This is a genomic window from Thermomonas sp., assembly GCF_020850895.1.
Lineage (GTDB): Bacteria > Pseudomonadota > Gammaproteobacteria > Xanthomonadales > Xanthomonadaceae > Thermomonas.
Window position 1 is genome coordinate 1 of sequence record NZ_JADZDS010000129.1, and the last position, 16,017, is coordinate 16,017.

General features: G+C 59.5%; 14 protein-coding genes and 1 pseudogene. 1 reads left to right on the top strand and 14 read right to left on the bottom strand.

The genetic code is table 11. The features are described from left to right. Both IT472_RS11390 and IT472_RS11395 read right to left on the bottom strand, forming a co-directional pair. The coding region (locus tag IT472_RS11390) for a hypothetical protein (protein WP_297181644.1) at nt 1-1,802 on the bottom strand (1,802 nt) is incomplete at its 3' end. 19 nt (nt 1,803-1,821) lie between these two features. Beyond that, entirely contained in the window at nt 1,822-2,196 is a 375-nt protein-coding gene (locus IT472_RS11395) for a hypothetical protein (RefSeq protein ID WP_297181645.1), read from the bottom strand. Between the two features lie 120 nt (nt 2,197-2,316). On the opposite strand from IT472_RS11395, the gene IT472_RS11400 reads away from it, so the two are divergent. Further along, complete coding sequence (locus IT472_RS11400) at nt 2,317-3,801, top strand: glycosyltransferase 87 family protein (protein ID WP_297181646.1); 1,485 nt, start codon at nt 2,317-2,319, stop codon at nt 3,799-3,801. A gap of 77 nt (nt 3,802-3,878) precedes the next feature. Here IT472_RS11400 and rffA read toward each other — a convergent pair whose 3' ends face one another. The 12 genes and pseudogenes from rffA to IT472_RS11460 form a co-directional block, all read right to left on the bottom strand. Next, nucleotides 3,879-5,024, bottom strand: a complete 1,146-nt coding sequence (gene rffA / locus IT472_RS11405; protein WP_297181647.1) for a dTDP-4-amino-4,6-dideoxygalactose transaminase — start codon at nt 5,022-5,024, stop codon at nt 3,879-3,881. 35 nt (nt 5,025-5,059) lie between these two features. Beyond that, nucleotides 5,060-5,944: a lysylphosphatidylglycerol synthase domain-containing protein gene (locus tag IT472_RS11410; protein ID WP_297181649.1), complete on the bottom strand. Its 885-nt coding sequence runs from the start codon at nt 5,942-5,944 to the stop codon at nt 5,060-5,062. Beyond that, entirely contained in the window at nt 5,941-7,119 is a 1,179-nt protein-coding gene (locus IT472_RS11415) for an ATP-grasp domain-containing protein (protein ID WP_297181650.1), read from the bottom strand. The genes IT472_RS11410 and IT472_RS11415 overlap by 4 nt, the downstream gene beginning before the upstream one ends. 13 nt (nt 7,120-7,132) lie before the next feature. Further along, on the bottom strand, nt 7,133-8,092 hold the full coding sequence (locus tag IT472_RS11420; protein WP_297181651.1) for a glycosyltransferase family 2 protein: 960 nt from the start codon (nt 8,090-8,092) through the stop codon (nt 7,133-7,135). Beyond that, a complete protein-coding gene (locus IT472_RS11425) occupies nt 8,089-8,856 on the bottom strand; it encodes a class I SAM-dependent methyltransferase (RefSeq protein ID WP_297181653.1) in 768 nt (255 codons plus the stop codon). The genes IT472_RS11420 and IT472_RS11425 overlap by 4 nt, the downstream gene beginning before the upstream one ends. A gap of 1 nt (nt 8,857) precedes the next feature. Next, on the bottom strand, nt 8,858-10,108 hold the full coding sequence (locus IT472_RS11430; RefSeq protein WP_297181655.1) for a DegT/DnrJ/EryC1/StrS family aminotransferase: 1,251 nt from the start codon (nt 10,106-10,108) through the stop codon (nt 8,858-8,860). Nucleotides 10,109-10,169: 61 nt separating this feature from the next. Continuing rightward, entirely contained in the window at nt 10,170-11,717 is a 1,548-nt protein-coding gene (locus tag IT472_RS11435) for an NAD(P)/FAD-dependent oxidoreductase (protein ID WP_297181657.1), read from the bottom strand. Further along, entirely contained in the window at nt 11,714-12,157 is a 444-nt protein-coding gene (locus IT472_RS11440) for a GtrA family protein (protein WP_297181659.1), read from the bottom strand. The genes IT472_RS11435 and IT472_RS11440 overlap by 4 nt, the downstream gene beginning before the upstream one ends. Before the next feature lie 125 nt (nt 12,158-12,282). Further along, the gene (locus tag IT472_RS11445) at nt 12,283-12,639 is read right to left on the bottom strand and encodes a prepilin-type N-terminal cleavage/methylation domain-containing protein (protein ID WP_297181660.1); all 357 of its coding nucleotides are present in this window, start codon (nt 12,637-12,639) and stop codon (nt 12,283-12,285) included. Nucleotides 12,640-13,031: 392 nt separating this feature from the next. Then, nucleotides 13,032-13,121, bottom strand: a pseudogene (locus IT472_RS11450) (prepilin-type N-terminal cleavage/methylation domain-containing protein); the annotation flags it as partial. A 249-nt stretch (nt 13,122-13,370) separates the two neighbouring features. Continuing rightward, nucleotides 13,371-14,792, bottom strand: a complete 1,422-nt coding sequence (locus IT472_RS11455) for a sigma-54 dependent transcriptional regulator (protein ID WP_297181661.1) — start codon at nt 14,790-14,792, stop codon at nt 13,371-13,373. An 88-nt stretch (nt 14,793-14,880) separates the two neighbouring features. Next, nucleotides 14,881-16,017, bottom strand: a 1,137-nt coding sequence (locus IT472_RS11460; protein ID WP_297181662.1) for an ATP-binding protein, incomplete at its 5' end; no start/stop codon positions are given.

The window sequence follows — 16,017 nt, forward strand, 5'->3', positions numbered from 1 at the left end:
AAATCCCAATGGCCCAGTGGGTGCTGGGGCTGGCGGTATGGCAGGACCATATAGTCGGGTCGGCGGGTCGGGCCGGGTTGGCAGGCGGTACGCATGGCGTCGTCGTCAAGCTGGCACTGCTCGCGTTTGGCCAGCGGCAAGCTTTTGCAGTAGAGGTCCTCACGAATGGCCAGCGTGATGCGATCCAGTCGATGGTTTGCCTCCATCGCCGTGCCGCGGTTGAACACCACGCCCGCCATTTGCCGCACGCTGAAATACTCCGCGCGATGCAGGACCAGCCAGACACTCGGGTATAAATCGCTCACCCAGAATACCTGGGCATCCCGCGGGATTTCCGGGCCAAACAGATTGGCATGCAAGCGACCGCTTTCCACGGCCAGCGCCATGGGGGAGCGTGCATCCCAGCGCGCTGCACCTATTGCCAGCAGTGGCGTCAGAACGCCGCACAGCAACAACCAGCGGGCCCATGCCGAGCTGCGCTCCCACATCCAGATTCCCAGCAATGGCAACCCCAGTGCCAGCAGCGGGAAAATCAGCAAGCGACGGTCGATCGCATACAGATCCAGGCGGTAGTGCGCCATCCTGAACAACAGCCACTCGTTGGCCGCATACAGTCCTAACAAGGCCAGCATGCCGAGCAGGAACAGGGTCCCCAGCAGCGGTTTGATCCGCGACGAGCTGTTGCCGAACAGTCTCGGCCAGAGGGCATACAGTAGGGCGAACAGCGGCCAGATCCAGACAGTGCTCTGCGCCAGCAGCAGCCCGAGTCCGAGGCAGAGCCCGCGGGCGAACTCGCCAGCCTTGAAATCCCGATACAGCAGTGCGGCCACGCTGGCCATGGCCAGCAGGTGCGCGATCCAATGCACTCGCCAGAGCTGGAGTTGTGCTGGCAGGGTCAGGTGCAGCCAATCCACCAGGATTGCATTGAGGCCAAAGCCCAGGGCAAGACCGAACAGTGCGCTCAGACACCAGGGTCCAAACCCACCGGGTAGCGCCCGCCAAGCGTAGACCAGCAGCAGGACATCAACCCCCAAGACACTGAAGTCTGCTGCGTGCCAGCCCGAAATGAACAGTTGCCCGGTGACCTCACGCAGCACCTGCAGCCAGTGTGGGTCGATGGGGTGGAACAATTCTGCAAATGGTCGAAGATTGGACAAGCCCAGCAGCGCGATGGGAATCGCCAGCCACGCGGCGTGCAACCAGCGCCGATCGTTCAGGATGAGCCAGGGCCAAGCGACCAGACAGGCTGCGATGGCTTGCAGTGGGTGAAGGACCCCGGCGGCAAACGCACAAAGGACGCCAAGGGTCAAACGTTTGCGCGCCAGCAGGCCAAGGCCAAGCAGGCAGAATGCTTCGGCCAAGGGGCGAGGGGTCAAGAACGGCTCGGCATAGCTGAAGATGCGCACCACACCGTAGGCGGAGGGCAGGCATAGGGCACCAAGGAATGCCCAGTAGCGCTGTTGGGGGGGCAACAGGCCGCTGATGAAAAACCAGCATGCCATGGCGAAGGCCAGCAGCCCGAGCAGGCTACCAATCAGGAACACGGTGCCGGGATTGGCCACATCGAAGGCCATGCTGATCAGCCAAGGCAGCAGGGTATAGCTGCCCTGACTGCCGTGGGCGAAGAACAGGTCCTGACTGAAGATCGCGGGCCAGCGTTCGAGCAACGCCTGTCCGAGGTACAGCGCGGCATCATGGTTGATGCCGATGTAGCGGTGCAGGTTGAGCAGCACCACCAGCGCGAGCACAGTGCCGGCGATCTTGGGCAGCGAGGTCGATCGAATAGAGTCGGACGTTGTCACGTGGCGAAATTTTCCATTCTCAGCGGACGGCGGCCATGGACATGCTAATGTCCGGCGGTGCGTAAGGGTTGATCCACGTGACAGCGTGGGGCATCAGGATGGCAGGTTGGTATGTTAGTCGCACGCAAAAACAGCGCTCGCGACTAGGCTGGCTCTCAGGGTCGTTCTCGCGTTCATCTGCATTGTCATCGAAATTGATCCGCTCGGCTTCCACCACCAAGGGCAGGTTGTGGACTTGGGTCTGGATGGCGCCGATGTATTCGCCGAGCAGGCCAAGGAGGAACAACTGCACGGCACCGAGGAAGAAGATGCCGATCAAGACCGGCGCCGTGCACAGTTGGAAGTTCTGCCAGAACAGCAATTTGGCGGTGAGGTAGCCCACGGCAACCAGCAAGCTGACGCATGCAAAATCCGTGAAGTGTCTGTGTTTTCCGCTGAAGGCGCGTGCTACTCAAGAAGGGGATATATGTCATCTGCAGTCAATAACGAAAGTCGCTTGTTGTCAAGGATGTTGGTGGCATACGCAATTGCAGTGCTGCTGTTGGTAGCGTTATCGGCTCGCCTTTGGTGGCAGTCGCCGATGGATTTGATTGCACATGAATTCGACTATTTTTTGGGGCTGTTTGCGTCCTCGGGCGAAAATGAGTCGAAGCAATGGGCTGCAATTGGGCGGCTGTTGCATTTCGGGGGGTTTCTGGTCGTCGGCTTACTTTATTTGGCGATCGTCGGCCGGTTTGTGCGCGAGCCAGAGGCCTTGAGCAAAGGGCGCATTGCTGGCTATGCCGCATTAGTGCCATTGATTTTTGCAGCGGGGATGCCATGGGTCAGTCCGGATGTGTTCTTCTACATTGGAAAAGGATGGGAGGAAAGTCATTACGGGGTCAGCCCTTATCTCATCCCGATCAATCAACTGCCCGGTTATCAGAACGACCAGATGTTCGCCAATATCTTCCCGGGTTTCCTCAACACTGCAACTGGGTATGGTCCGATCGTCCAGAAAGTTGCGGAACTGATTGCGGCTTTGTCGGGAGGCAACGAGAAGCTGGCGCTTGCACTGCACAAGGTCGTGAATCTTGGGCTGCATGGCGCATGCAGCATGCTGGTCTATCGGCTGGCTCCTGAGAAGTTCGCCCGCGTGGCGGCGTTGTCTTACGCGATCAATCCACTCATCTGCTTCAGTGTTCTGACCTGTGCTCACAATGACCATTGGATGAACATGTTCATGCTGCTCGCCTTGCTGGCGTTGTCACGACGACGTTGGGCATGGGCGGGTGCGGCCGTGGGCGCGGCATTCGGTGTCAAGTATTTCCCGCTTGTGTATATGCCGATACTAGGGTTGGCGGCGCTAATGCAGAAAGGAGAAGGGATGGGGCTGGCGCAGCGGTTGTCCGATGCTGCAAGGCTTGTAATTGGTTTCATTGCAACCAGTGTCGCTTCATTCTTGATATTTTATCCTGAGGCGTTGCCGGATCTTGCGGGCACACTGAGTTCCGGCGGTGCGTCCGTGTATCGAAATAGTATTTATCATTTCGCAAACGTGCTGTCTGCTGTTGTAGTTCCGTCGATTTTTGGATCAGAAGCTTTCCTGTTGTCTCGGCAGTACATGATTGACATGGGGATGAGCTTGCGCGCGGTATACATAATTATCTATGTCATTAGTTTGTTGCTGCTGTTGCGCCGCATGCGGGACGATATATTCAACGGCAGCGTGTCGGCATGCCTCGGTGTGACGATTCTGTATTTTATTATCGCCAATGCATCCAATCAGGAGTGGTATATGACGTGGCTTATGGGGTTTGCGTTAATTCTGCCATACAAGCATGCGTATTCGCTGGCTTGGCGATTATCCGCATTTTTTCTGCCACTTGTAATTTATACGGTGAAGAGTGATACGATCATTGCCTGGCTGTACTCTAATACGGCACTCTATCTTCTCGTGCTCGCGCTTGGCTGCCGCTATTTATGGTGTTCAAGGAGCGATTCTGGCAAGGTGGCATAGAAAGCTGTTGATCCGATCGACATGAAGGCATTTGTAGTGCGTTTTGAGCGTGATGAATATTCTGCAAGGGCAGCCAATTACGGGCTGCTTGCTGCCCGGTATATCGTGGCGGTTGCTGCGTCAAGAATGCGCGGCAGGTATTCCTGGATGCCGATCCACATCGGCATGCGTACTAGGCGGATGCTCAAATCATCCGTCACGTCTAATTTCCCAACGACTCTGCCAAACCTCAGTCCCGCAGGCGAACTGTGCAGCGGGACATAGTGGAAAACGGTGGAAATTCCCGCCTCATTCATCTGCGCAATGAATCTGGATCGCACGGTTTCGGTCGGCAGCAAGATGTAATACATGTGCGCGTTGTGCCCGCAATGCTCGGGTATGATGGGTCGGCGCAATAACCCCTCCGCTTCCAGTGGCGCGGCCCAGGCATGGTATTGCTCCCAAATTTGCAGGCGTTGCGCCGTCAATTCTGTGGCCGCGTCCATTTGCGCGCTGAGAAAGGCGGCAACGATTTCTCCGGGAAGAAAGGAGGAACCCAGATCAACCCATGTGTATTTGTCTACCTGGCCTCGGAAGAATCGGCTGCGATTGGTGCCTTTCTCACGGATGATTTCTGCCCGTTCGACATAATGCTGGTCGCGGCACAGCAATGCACCCCCTTCACCTGCGATGATATTCTTGGTCTCGTGGAAACTAAGTGCCCCCAATTCCCCAATGCTGCCCAGCTTGGCACCGCGATAAGTGGACAGAATTCCCTGTGCTGCGTCCTCGACCACGGCAAGCCCATGATGATGTGCGACCCGCATAATCGAATCCATCTCGCAGGCAACGCCAGCGTAATGTACGACACAGATGGCACGGGTGCGTGAGGTGATGGCGGCTTCGATCAGGGATTCGTCAATATTCAACGTGTCCGGTCGAATGTCGATGAATACAGGCACGGCACCATGCACCACAAACGCATTGGCGGTGGATACGAATGTATATGAGGGCATGATCACTTCATCCCCCGGTTGCAAATCAAGCAACAGTGCCGCCATTTCCAGTGCTGCCGTGCAACTGGTGGTCAGCAGTGCACGCGCAGCGCCGGTGTCGCGTTCCAGCCAATCGTTGCAATAACGGGTGAATTCACCGTCTCCGGCGAGATGGCCGTTGCCATGAGCTTGGGCGATGCGCGGCAGTTCATGGCCGGTCATGTACGGTTTGTTGAATGGGATCTTCAATTGCGGAACCTCGTGATAATGATCCTGACACTGTTCTAGCTGGAGGAACGCTGGCGCAGAGTCGTCATGGATGCAAAACATGCAATCCCGAACACGACAATCATGGGGCCGAGAAACAATCGCAAGCCGATCGCCGTCGCTTCTGCATCAGCCACGGAGAAGCCGAGCCATATCATGACGCCACGGGTTCCAAGTTCCGAGATGCCCAAACCTGCGGGCGCCATGCTGGCGACGCTGCTCAACACAACGCACCCAAGCAGAATGGATACGCTCGTCATATCCAGATGGATGCCGATGGAGGCCGCCACGCACTGCCAAAGCCAGATGGACAGCAACCACAGCGGCACAGTCAACAGGGACGCAATGAGGATGCGTCGAGGCTGATGGGAAATTTCCAACAATGGCTGGAGGCGCTGTGGCAACAAATGCAGTTTCGAGGAACAAAGTATCAGCGCCTGGCCGCTTGCAACCGGTGCCAACAACAGCAGTGGCGTTGCCCATCCGTATCCCGCATGCGCAGCCAAACCGCCGAGTAGCACTCCGATCACCCCACTCAGATCCAGCCCGCGTTCCACCACGAAAGCCGACATGCCGGACCGCCATCCGACTTCGGGCGTCAAGCGTAGTTTAAGGGCCTCCCCAATCTGGAGAGGAGTCACAACGGCGAGACCAGCTGCTGCGCCATTGACCAGAGTGGATTGTGCGACACCTGCCCATGTCAGGGGTAGACCCAGCATCACCAACCATCGTAGTCCACGCAATAGCGCAGCCATGACCAGCAGCCCAATGCCACTGCCGATCAGAAAACCAAGCCGCACGTCCTTCAATGCAGTGGCGATGCCATGCCAATCAAACAGGAACACCGCTGCCAATGTGCATGCAATGGCGATGGCGATGCCAAGCAACTGGCGCCGTTTCATGGAAGTACTCGCAACCGCAGCCGATGATGCGCTTCGGCCAACGCCATTTCCACGCCTGTTGCTGAATCCGAAACGACAACCAGTTCGCCCACGCGGTGCCGGCCGTCCACGAACGCTTGCACGAATGCGCCGGGTGGACGATCCATATGAAAAAACGCGACGGATGGCATCGCTTTGATTCGTGCGATCTCGACAGCGTCGTACTCAATGATCCCGGATGTTTCCACACCCAGTATTTCGACAGCCGCAGGCTGTATCCGGAACGGCTTTACCCCCACTGGTTTGCCGAGTGCCGTGTCGACTACGTAAGCTGGCATGTCGAAGTCGGCGGCATGCTTCATCAGGCGTACCAGCGAGTTGCCGCCGGCACGCGGAGTCAACTCGATCAATACCACGACGCCATTGGCGCCATGCACGAAATCTGCATCGAATGGTCCATTGCGGTATTGCAGGAAGCTGAACACGCACTCGATTTGCTCATGCAGTGCGTCTAGTGCCTTGGTGGGAAATGCGGCGGGAACACGATGGCTGCGTGTGCCAACTGCTGGTGCAGCTGCGGTACTCCGATCCGTGACCATCGATGCGGAAATGCGGCCTTCATGCATGACGCCTTCGATCGTACCTTGCTGACCCGGGATGAGTGACTCGATCATGGCAGTTCGATCGATGGATTCCCGCTGAGCCTGAGACCATGCGGCCTGCAGCTGATCGGCATCGGTGACGATACGCACGCCTTTGGAGCCGGAAGCGCGATTCGGCTTGACGATCTGGGCGGGGCCGAACTCCGCGCAGGAAATTGAATCGGTGAAATATGGATGTGGCAACGCGAGCCTTGCCTGTAGTTCGCGGAACGCCAGCTTGCGCGTCAGCGTTGCCACGCATGTGGGCGTGGCGCCAGGTAGCCCAAGCGTCGCGCCAATGGCCGCCGCGCCATCAAGGGCGACATCCGTCGCAGCCGCAACCACGCCGTCAATGCATTCACGCCGTGCCAGCTCGACAAGCGCATCGACATCCGTGGTGTCGCAATGGAAGCTGCGGTCGGCGAGCGCATGACCCGGATTGTCCGGGCGATTGTCCACAGTCAGTACTTCACACCCGAATTTCCTTGCCGCTTCAATGAACGGTATCTGGTAAACCGATGCCGCTAGGATCAGCAATTTCTGGCGCGGGCGCATGCTGGTTTTGGATTCAGATTCGTTCGGAAATACGCCAGCGGCCGGCACTACCAACCAGTTGCCGGTGCGAACGCGTGGATAGCAACGCAACGACCGCAAGCGCGGCAAGATTGAAGGTGCTGGTGATGCCAAGCATCATCATGGTGCTGGTCCAGCCGGCGGAGAGCTGGCTCGTTACCCACCATTTCCACATAACCCATCCGGTGATGGTCAATGTTGCCAGCAACGAGATGCCAAACAGTGCTGCTATGAGATATAAGGGCCACCGGGAATAGCTCAAAAACAAGTTTGCCGCCAGTTCAACGCTTCTTGCCAGTGAATAGCCGGAACGACCCTCTAGGCGTGATTCATGGATGACTGGCACATTGACATGGAAGCGTGTAGCGGATAGCAATGCTGCAGTCAGATACATGTATCGGCTCTGGTTTTCCAGGACGTCGTCAACCGCAAATCGACGGATGGCTCGAAAGCTGGTCAATTGAACATCAGGTGGCAAGGCGAACAGTCTGCGCAGAGAGGAATCCACCAGTTTGCCGCCAAGATTGTTAAGGCGTGATTGGTGTTTGATGTCGTAAGCGCCAATGGCGATGTCGGCTCCATCTTCGATCGCGCGCAACAATGCCGGAATGTCTTCGGGCCGGTGTTGCAGGTCATCGTCCATCGTCACCACGATTTCCGCCGAAGGCGAAATTTGCGCGAAACCGCACTGGATGGCGTTGTGCTGGCCGGTGTTTCGCGACAGGCGAAAACAGCGCACCACATCGGGATGTTGCGTCTTAAGTTTCTTCAATATATCCCAGGTTTGCTGGCCGGGGCTGGCATCATCCACGAATACGATTTCGTAGGCATAACTGCTTGCATCGAGTGCTGTGCGCAAGCGTTGTGTCAGTTGAGCCAAGGACTGCACCGAGCAATAGCACGGCACGATGATCGCGATCCTGGGTGGTACTGTGGTGGCCGTGGGTGCGTTCATGGCAAGCGCCGGGCGGCAATGCCCTTGTAGTCTCCGAGCCCCAATACCTTGGGCGACATTCGTAATATCGCTTCGCCTGCAGGATAAAGCGTACGTGTAATCCAGGCTGGCGTTTCACCCAGCGTCAAGCACAATCGAAGAGGCCAGAAGTGCATCTCCTGCACTGCAAATACTTCGAATCCGTTTTTTTGAATCAAGGCGATGGCTTCTGACTTCGACAATCGCAAGACGCGATGCAGAAATCCTTGATGAAATGGTTCTATCAGGACAAGTTTCCCGCCGGGATTCAGTGCAGCGTGCAATTTTTTCAGGACGTGTACAAAATCCTCGGCAGTATTACATGCTAATGTAAGGCAACCCAGCACCACGATTTCGTTGTGCGATTCATCCTTCAGCTCGACGTCGGACACCGAAGCAACGCTGTAATCAATGCGATGGGCACCAGATTCCTGACGGGCGATTTCAATGGCCTTCTCCGCGAAATCGAATGCGGACACAATGGCGCCTCGTTCGGCCAGATGGCGCGATACCCGGCCCGTGCCACATCCGACGTCCAGTATGCGGTGCCCCGTGACGTTTCCCAAGGCTGTGTCGAAGAACGCGAATTGTTCGCGTTGGTAGTATTCGTTCAGCGTAGGATTGATGAACATAGAAGCAGCGGATCCGGCATGAGAATCCGCCTTGTCGTTCCAGAATGCAGGGCGAGAATAGATTTCTTCGCGTCTGGAACGTTTGCGCCACATCTCACGGAATCGTGTCAGCATCTTATTGCTTCTCCAATGATTCGAGCGTCATTGCCAATCTTGTCAGCTCGTCAGGTGTTATTGAGCCATAGCATGGAAGGTTCAACACTGATCCCGCAATCCGCCATGATTCCGAAAGCGACTTGGGCGTTGCCAGCATGGTGAAACTGAACCCGCAATCTACGCCGTTTGCGACCAGTGATTGATACAACGCCATTTTGTCGGCGATTGCGTAGATGGGGAGTCGCACGCTTGTGCCCGCAATCTCTGGGGGCGATGGCTCCGATTTGAATAGCGTGCTGGATGCGCACGCTGCCTGCAATATGTCGTGTACCTCGGCGCGGCGGTGGATGATTTCATCCAGGCGTCGTAGTTGCGGCAATGCGATGGCCGCTTGCCATTCGGCGAACTCCGTGCTGTAGAATGCGTTGAGCTTCCGCGCCAAGATGCCATCTTCCGCGCTGGTTTTGCCGCGCAATCTGAAATTGATGGCATGGAATAGCCAATACAACGTCGGTCGGGTGACCAGATGCAACAGGCAACCAAGCAGCACGAGCCTGGTCGCATGGGTGACAGACATGCGATGGAATACAAGCTTTGCTCGCGTTCGCAGCGTAGCGGCAAGCGCATCATCATCAGTGGCGACGAAGCCACCCTTCATTGGAACGTGAATCAATTTCGATGTGTCGAAGCTGCCAAACGCAGCCAGACCAAACGACCCCAGCGGCTTTCCGTTGCATGCGCCGGCAAATGCTGCTGCGATGTCTTCAATGACGATTGCACCCTGTTGTGTTGCGGCTTCGACGATTTGCGCTACGTTGGTAGCGTAGCCGTACTGGTGCGTCAGAACGAAGATATCCCCGGGCTGCAATCTTCCTGCGATGTCCTCGGTAGTCAGATTGATGGAGCCACGCGAATGCTCCAGATACGTGATTTCCCTGTCCGACAGTGCAATGGCTTCTGCTACGGCGGAACAGGTGTATCCAGGAATGCAAACACGTCCTGATGGCAGGCATTGCAGCAACAGAAACAAGCCGCCGCGACCGGAGGGCGTCAGGATGACATGGCGCACCCCGAGTCGGGAGGCGACGGCGGATTCAGCGGCATTGCAATGATCGCCCGGAGTCCGCCCGTAACGCATGCTTGTCAGTAGCGAAGCAATGTCGAAGTTCGGGCGTGTCCTCGGGATCAAATGAAGATTCCGGCGTTTGTGCTCTCTGGCCATCATCAAACCGTTGTCCAGTGTCGATGCATCCGGCTTGTTGCGGGACAAAGCTCAATTGCCAACAGGGCGAGAAGCCCGTCCCGCGTCGCGGTCATGGCACTTGAGAGCCTCATTTGTCACACACTTCCTCATGATACTCATCATCCACGTTGATACCCCAGATCGTGGCCTTGTCCACCACCCCCGCTGCAATTTGGCGTGCGGCTTCCTTGGCGGTGAGCATCGAGTGATCCTGGTTGTTGTATCGGTGCATGCCGTTGCGTCCGATCAGGAACAGATTGGGCACGGCATCCAGTGACGCCTGCAACTGGTCGAATTTCTCGTAGGCCTCGCCGAAGTAGCCTGGGTAGGCCTTGGGCACGCGCAGCACCACCGCGTCCAGCGCGTCGATGGCGGTGGCCAATCCGATTTTGCGCATCTCGTTCTGTGCCAATCGTTTCATGTCGGCATCGGCCATGTGCCAAAGCGGGTCGGTTTCGCGGCAGAAAAACTCCAGCCCCATCCACACGGTGTGCTCTGCGTCGGCCACCATGTACGGGCTCCAGTTGTTGAAGACCTGCACGCGGCCCACGTTCACGCCGGGTTCCTGGATGTAGATCCAGTTGTCGTCCAGTTGCCGCGGGATCGCGCTGCGTGGGTACAACAGGCCCACGGTGATGAAGTCGCGATAGGACAAGGCGGCGGCGATCCGGTGCACGTCCGCGGCAAAGCCGTCACCGGCGGCCTGCACCAGGTCCTTGATCGGCATGGTGGACAGCAGTTGGGTGCAGGGCAAGGCGTGCGTGTTGCCGTCGGCATCGCGGTAACGCACGCCCTGCACGCGGCCCTCGGCAAGGTCGATGCCATCCACCCGGCTTTGCATCAACAAGGTACCGCCTTGCGCAGTGAACTTTTGCGCGGCGGTTTCCCACATCTGGCCGGGGCCGTACTTGGGGTAGAGGAAGCTCTCGATCAGGGATGTCTGCTCGGCCTTGCCACCCAGTCCCAGCACCTGCTTGATGGCGTGGGCAATGGCCTTGGTCACCGACAGGCTCTTGATCCGCTGGGCACCCCAGGCTGCGCTGATCTCGCCACAGGGCACACCCCAGACCTTTTCGGTGTATTCCTTGAAGAATTGCCGATACAGCTTGCGACCAAATCGGTTGACCAGAAAATCTTCCAGCGAGTTTTCCGGTTTGCGTGGGTGAACCTTGGCCCAGACATAGCTCAGGCCGAAGGTGAGAGTCTTCCACGGGCCCAGCTTGAGCAGGGTGTCGGGGTTGAGCTTCAGCGGATAGTCGAAGAACTGCTTGTTGAAATAGATGCGCGACAAGCGGCTGCGGACCAGCAAGACGTCGTGGTCGCTTTCCCGTGCGGTGGCGGCGGGCGCCTCGACGCTGGCGCCTTGATAGCGCAGCTCGCACGCGGACTGCGGATCATCGCTTGCTGCTACCGGCAGCAGGGCGCGCCACCAGTCCATCACCCAGTCGGATTTGGAAAAGAAGCGATGTCCGCCAATGTCGATGCGATTGCCGTGGTGTGCGACGGTACGCGAAATGCCGCCAACCTGGGCATCGGCCTCCAGCACGGTGATGTTGTGCTGACCTGCCGCTTGCAATTCCAGGGCGGCGGTCAGCCCGGCCGGGCCGGCGCCGATGATGACGATGGCGTCGCTCAAACCGGAGTCTCCGTTGTTGTGCCACGGCGTCGCGTGGTTGCAAACAGCAGCGACTTGCGCACGAGGTAGTTGAACAGGAAGGTCAGAACGGCCGCGGCCAGCTTGACCGCCTCAGCCAGCAGGCCGAGCCGGGTGACGCCGAGCCACAGCACCAATTGGGTGAGGCCGAGGCCGGCGATGCCGATGGCGACGAAGCTCAGGAACTCGAGTGTCGGGGTGTTGCCGAAGGCGCGTGCATTGAATACCCAGCGGATGCTCAGCAGGTAGGCGACGCTGGCGCCGAGGATGAAACCGATCGATGCCGACCATGCCAAGCTCAGGTGCAGGACGCGCAGGCACAGCGACAGCGTGCCGGTGTCCACCGCCAGCGCCAGCAGGGAGGCGGCGAAGTAGCGGATGAAGTCGGCGGGGAGTTGTTGCGGCAGGCGGACGATGGGCATCACCGCGTAGTGTGCCAGTTACCCGTCGATCCGGGGTCGCCGCACATGATCGGGATCACAGTTCGAACCCTCGGCCCCATTGTAAGCGCCGCAATGGTGGCGCTTTGACAGAATCACATCAGGGTTTACACCGACGGCGTCATCGAGCAGTTGGTGGTATCCGCAGCGCAGAAGGTGTGGGCAGTTCCGGGCGCGCGCGGGGTAAAGTCGATGATGGTTCCGCTGGACACCGCCGCGGAATCGATGGTGCCGGTCATTGCGCTGCAGGCTTGATTCTCCGGCGGTGGAAAGCCTGAGAAATTGGTGACAACAGCGACGTTCGCCTGATTCATGTAAGCCTTGGCCTCGGCCTGGCAGGCGCCCTCGGCCGAGCGTATCCGGTAATTGTTGTAGGCCGGCAGGGCGATGGCGGCGAGGATGGCGATGATGGCCACCACGATCATCAATTCGATCAAGGTGAAGCCCTGTGTGTGGCGATGCATGGTGCCCCCCGGGAATGTGAACTGCGTCAACAACCAGAGAAGCAATTTCCGGGCCAAGAGGCCTTTCGCACACCGCACATGAAAAAGGCCCCTCTTGCGAGGGGCCTTGGGGTGAAGCAAACGCGACGCGCTTAGACCGACGGGGTCATATTGCAGGTGGCGTTGGAGGAGTTGCAGGTTGTAGTGGCCGTGCCGGGGGCATCCGGCGTGAAGGTCTTGACGACCGAACCGGTGATGTCCGCAGAGGTCATGGCAGAGTCGATCGAGGCACAGGCATTCGGTACAAACGCCAAGATCGTCATCTGCGACTGGCCAGCGGCCACGGCCGAGTTCATGTAGGCCTTGGCTTCGGCCTGGCAGGCGCCTTCCGCCGAACGGATGCGGTAGTTGTTGTACGCCGGCAGCGCGATGGCGGCCAGGATGGCGATGATCGCAACGACGATCATGAGTTCGATCAGGGTAAAGCCTTGCTGCTTGTTCATAGGTGTATCCCCTAGGGTTGGTTGGGTGGATCACGCACCGGAGACGCTTCTGGTACCGGTCCCAGCACGGGCATCTGGGCGCGTGCGAGTACTCTAACGCAGAAACCGTGCCAAGTGCGGACAAGCATGACGATGTGACGGTTTTGAATCACCCGTCACGATTTGACGGGTGCTTTCAGGGGAGGGATCTTGCGCAATTCGTCACTTAGTGACGTTGTGCGTCAGGTGGCATGCGGCGTGGCGTGGCAGTCAGTCGATCCCGAGCTTCTTCAGCTTGTAGCGCAGGGCGCGGAACGTGATGCCGAGCTGGGCCGCGGTGCGGGTCTTGTTGAACCGGTTGTCCTGCAGGGCCTGCTCGATCGCCTTGCGTTCGATCTCCTCGATGAATTCCGGCAAGGCGCTGGATGCGGATTCGCGCGGATCGATCTGGCGCGGATCGCGGGCCAGGGTCTCGGCGTGGGTGAGAATCGGCGCGGAGCGCAGTTCGGGCAGGCGCAGGTCGGTGGCGCGGATGCCGCCCTCGTCGGCGAGTGCAAACGCGCGCTCGAGGATGTTCTCCAGTTCGCGCACGTTCCCGGGAAACGTGTAATGGGCGAGTGCTTCGATGGCGTCCACGTGCAGGACGGGCTTGGCGCGGCCCTGCGCGGTCGCCAGCCGGGAAAGGATGGCGTCGACCAGCAGCGGCAGGTCTTCGCGGCGCTCGCGCAGTGGCGGCACCCGCAATTCGATCACGTTGATCCGGTAATACAGGTCGTGGCGGAAGCGGCCGTCTTCGGTCAGTGCGGCAAGGTCCTTGTGGGTGGCCGAGAGGATGCGCACGTCCACCGCCACTTCCGCATTGGCTCCGACCGGGCGCACGGATTTCTCCTGGATTGCCCGCAGCAGCTTGACCTGCATGTGCATCGGCAGTTCGGCGATCTCGTCGAGGAACAGGGTGCCGCCGCTTGCGGCCTGGAACAGGCCGTTCTTGTCGGCATGAGCGCCGGTGAAAGCACCCTTCCTGTGGCCGAAGAATTCGCTCTCCATCAGTTCGGTCGGGATCGCGCCGCAGTTGACCGGGATGAACGGCGCACCCACACGGGAGCTTTCGGCGTGGATGGTGCGGGCGACCAATTCCTTGCCGACGCCCGATTCGCCGGCGATGTAGACGGGGGCCTGGCTGCGCGCAACCTTGGCCAGGGTGGTGCGCAATTCGGCCATGACGGTCGAATGGCCAAGCAGGCGCGTGATCCCGGCATTGTCTGGCGTCGTGTCCCGGCCGCGCTCTCCGCCTGTGCGCAGCTTCAGCGCGTGCTGGACCAAGCCACGCAGGACCGCAAGGTCCACCGGTTTGCTGACGAAGTCGAAAGCGCCGGCCTTGAGCGCATCGACCGCCGCTTCCTGGTTGCCGAAGGCCGTGATCATCGCCACTGGGGTGTTCGCATGCAATTGGGTGATTTCACGCACCAAGTCGATCCCGGAGCCGTCGGTCAGGCGCATGTCGGTCAGGCACAGCGCGTACTGGTGGCGACGCAGCAGCGCGCGGGCATCGTGCAGGGACGAGGCGGTGTCGCACTTCAGCCCCATCCGGCCCAGGGTGAGCATCAGCAATTCACGGATGTCGCGCTCGTCGTCGACGATCAATGCGCTCTCCGCGGCAGCGGCTGCGTTGCTGGCTTGGGGCGGATTCATGGGAGAACGATAACCGCTTGCCTCGCTGCGTCCAAGTGAGACGCGCAGCGTCAGCCCGGGCCGGTGGTTCCCGGACCGGGTTCTGTGGTCAGCCGGTGGAGATTGCCCGTGGGCTGGCCAGCCGGATCCGGAAGCAACAGCCACCTCCGGGCAGGGCGACGTGGTGCAGGTTGGCCTGGCTGGCCAGGCACAGCTCGCGGGCGATGTACAGGCCCAGCCCGGTGCCATGGCCGGAGGTGGTGAAGAAGGGGCGGAACAGCTGAGCGGCCACGGCTTCCGGAATCCCGGGGCCGTGGTCGATGACGTCCAGCAGGGGCGCATCCTTCGAATCGGCGTGGACGTGCAACTCGATCCGTGCCGGTTTTCCTGGCATGCGCCCGTAGATGCGCGCGTTGTGGACCAGCGCGGCCACTGCCTGCTGCAACTGCCGTCGATCAACCAAGCAGGGCACCTCGCCCTCCGGCGTGCGGGCCTCCAAGGTGTCCTGGTCCAGGGGCTGGGTCTGCCGATAGTCTTCGACGAACTGGCGTGCGAATTCGACCAGATTGACGTGCTCGGGCTGGGCGCGCTCCCGCCGCGCGAGGCCAAGAACGTCCTCGATGATGCCGTTCATGCGCCGGGTTTGCTGGTAGATGATTTCCAACAACCGGCGGTCGGCTTCCGGGATGTCACGGGATTCTTCCAGCAGTTGGGTGGCGTAGCTGATTGCGGCCAGCGGATTGCGGATTTCGTGGGCGAGGCTGGCGGAGAAGCGCCCGAGCGTGGCCAGAGTCAGGGTTTCGGCGCGCCGCGAGGCCAGTTCGGCATCGTCCAGGAACACCAGCACCTGGTCGCCCTCGGCGAGCAACCGGGCGAACCGAGGCAGCACCTCGGGCAGGTCCTGCGCCAGTTGCAGCGGGGTGGCGTCCATCTGTCCGTCCCGCTTCCAACGCCGCAGCCGCGCCGCCAGTTCGGGTGCGGCGGTGGCCAGCAGGCGTCGACCGTCACCGGCGCTGCCGACCTGCAGGATCGCCGCTTCGTTGGCGAGGCGGATGTCCTCGTTTCCGTCCACCAGCAGGACGCCCGTACGCATGCGCCGGATGATCAGCTCGTTGACCTCGGCCAGGCTCTCGGCCTGGCTGCCTCGATGCGCAGCCAGCGCCAGGCTGGAACGCATTTGCCGACCGACGAGCGCGGTCACGCTGGTGATGGCGAGGTAACTGACACCGAACATCAGGATTTCCGC

Excerpts from the sequence above, each read along its gene's own strand:
- IT472_RS11410 (WP_297181649.1), bottom strand. The coding sequence starts at position 5,944 with ATGAAACGGCGCCAGTTGCTTGGCATCGCCATCGCCATTGCATGCACA.
- IT472_RS11415 (WP_297181650.1), bottom strand. The coding sequence starts at position 7,119 with ATGCGCCCGCGCCAGAAATTGCTGATCCTAGCGGCATCGGTTTACCAG.
- IT472_RS11420 (WP_297181651.1), bottom strand. The coding sequence starts at position 8,092 with ATGAACGCACCCACGGCCACCACAGTACCACCCAGGATCGCGATCATC.
- IT472_RS11425 (WP_297181653.1), bottom strand. The coding sequence starts at position 8,856 with ATGCTGACACGATTCCGTGAGATGTGGCGCAAACGTTCCAGACGCGAA.
- IT472_RS11440 (WP_297181659.1), bottom strand. The coding sequence starts at position 12,157 with ATGCCCATCGTCCGCCTGCCGCAACAACTCCCCGCCGACTTCATCCGC.
- IT472_RS11445 (WP_297181660.1), bottom strand. The coding sequence starts at position 12,639 with ATGCATCGCCACACACAGGGCTTCACCTTGATCGAATTGATGATCGTG.
- IT472_RS11455 (WP_297181661.1), bottom strand. The coding sequence starts at position 14,792 with ATGAATCCGCCCCAAGCCAGCAACGCAGCCGCTGCCGCGGAGAGCGCA.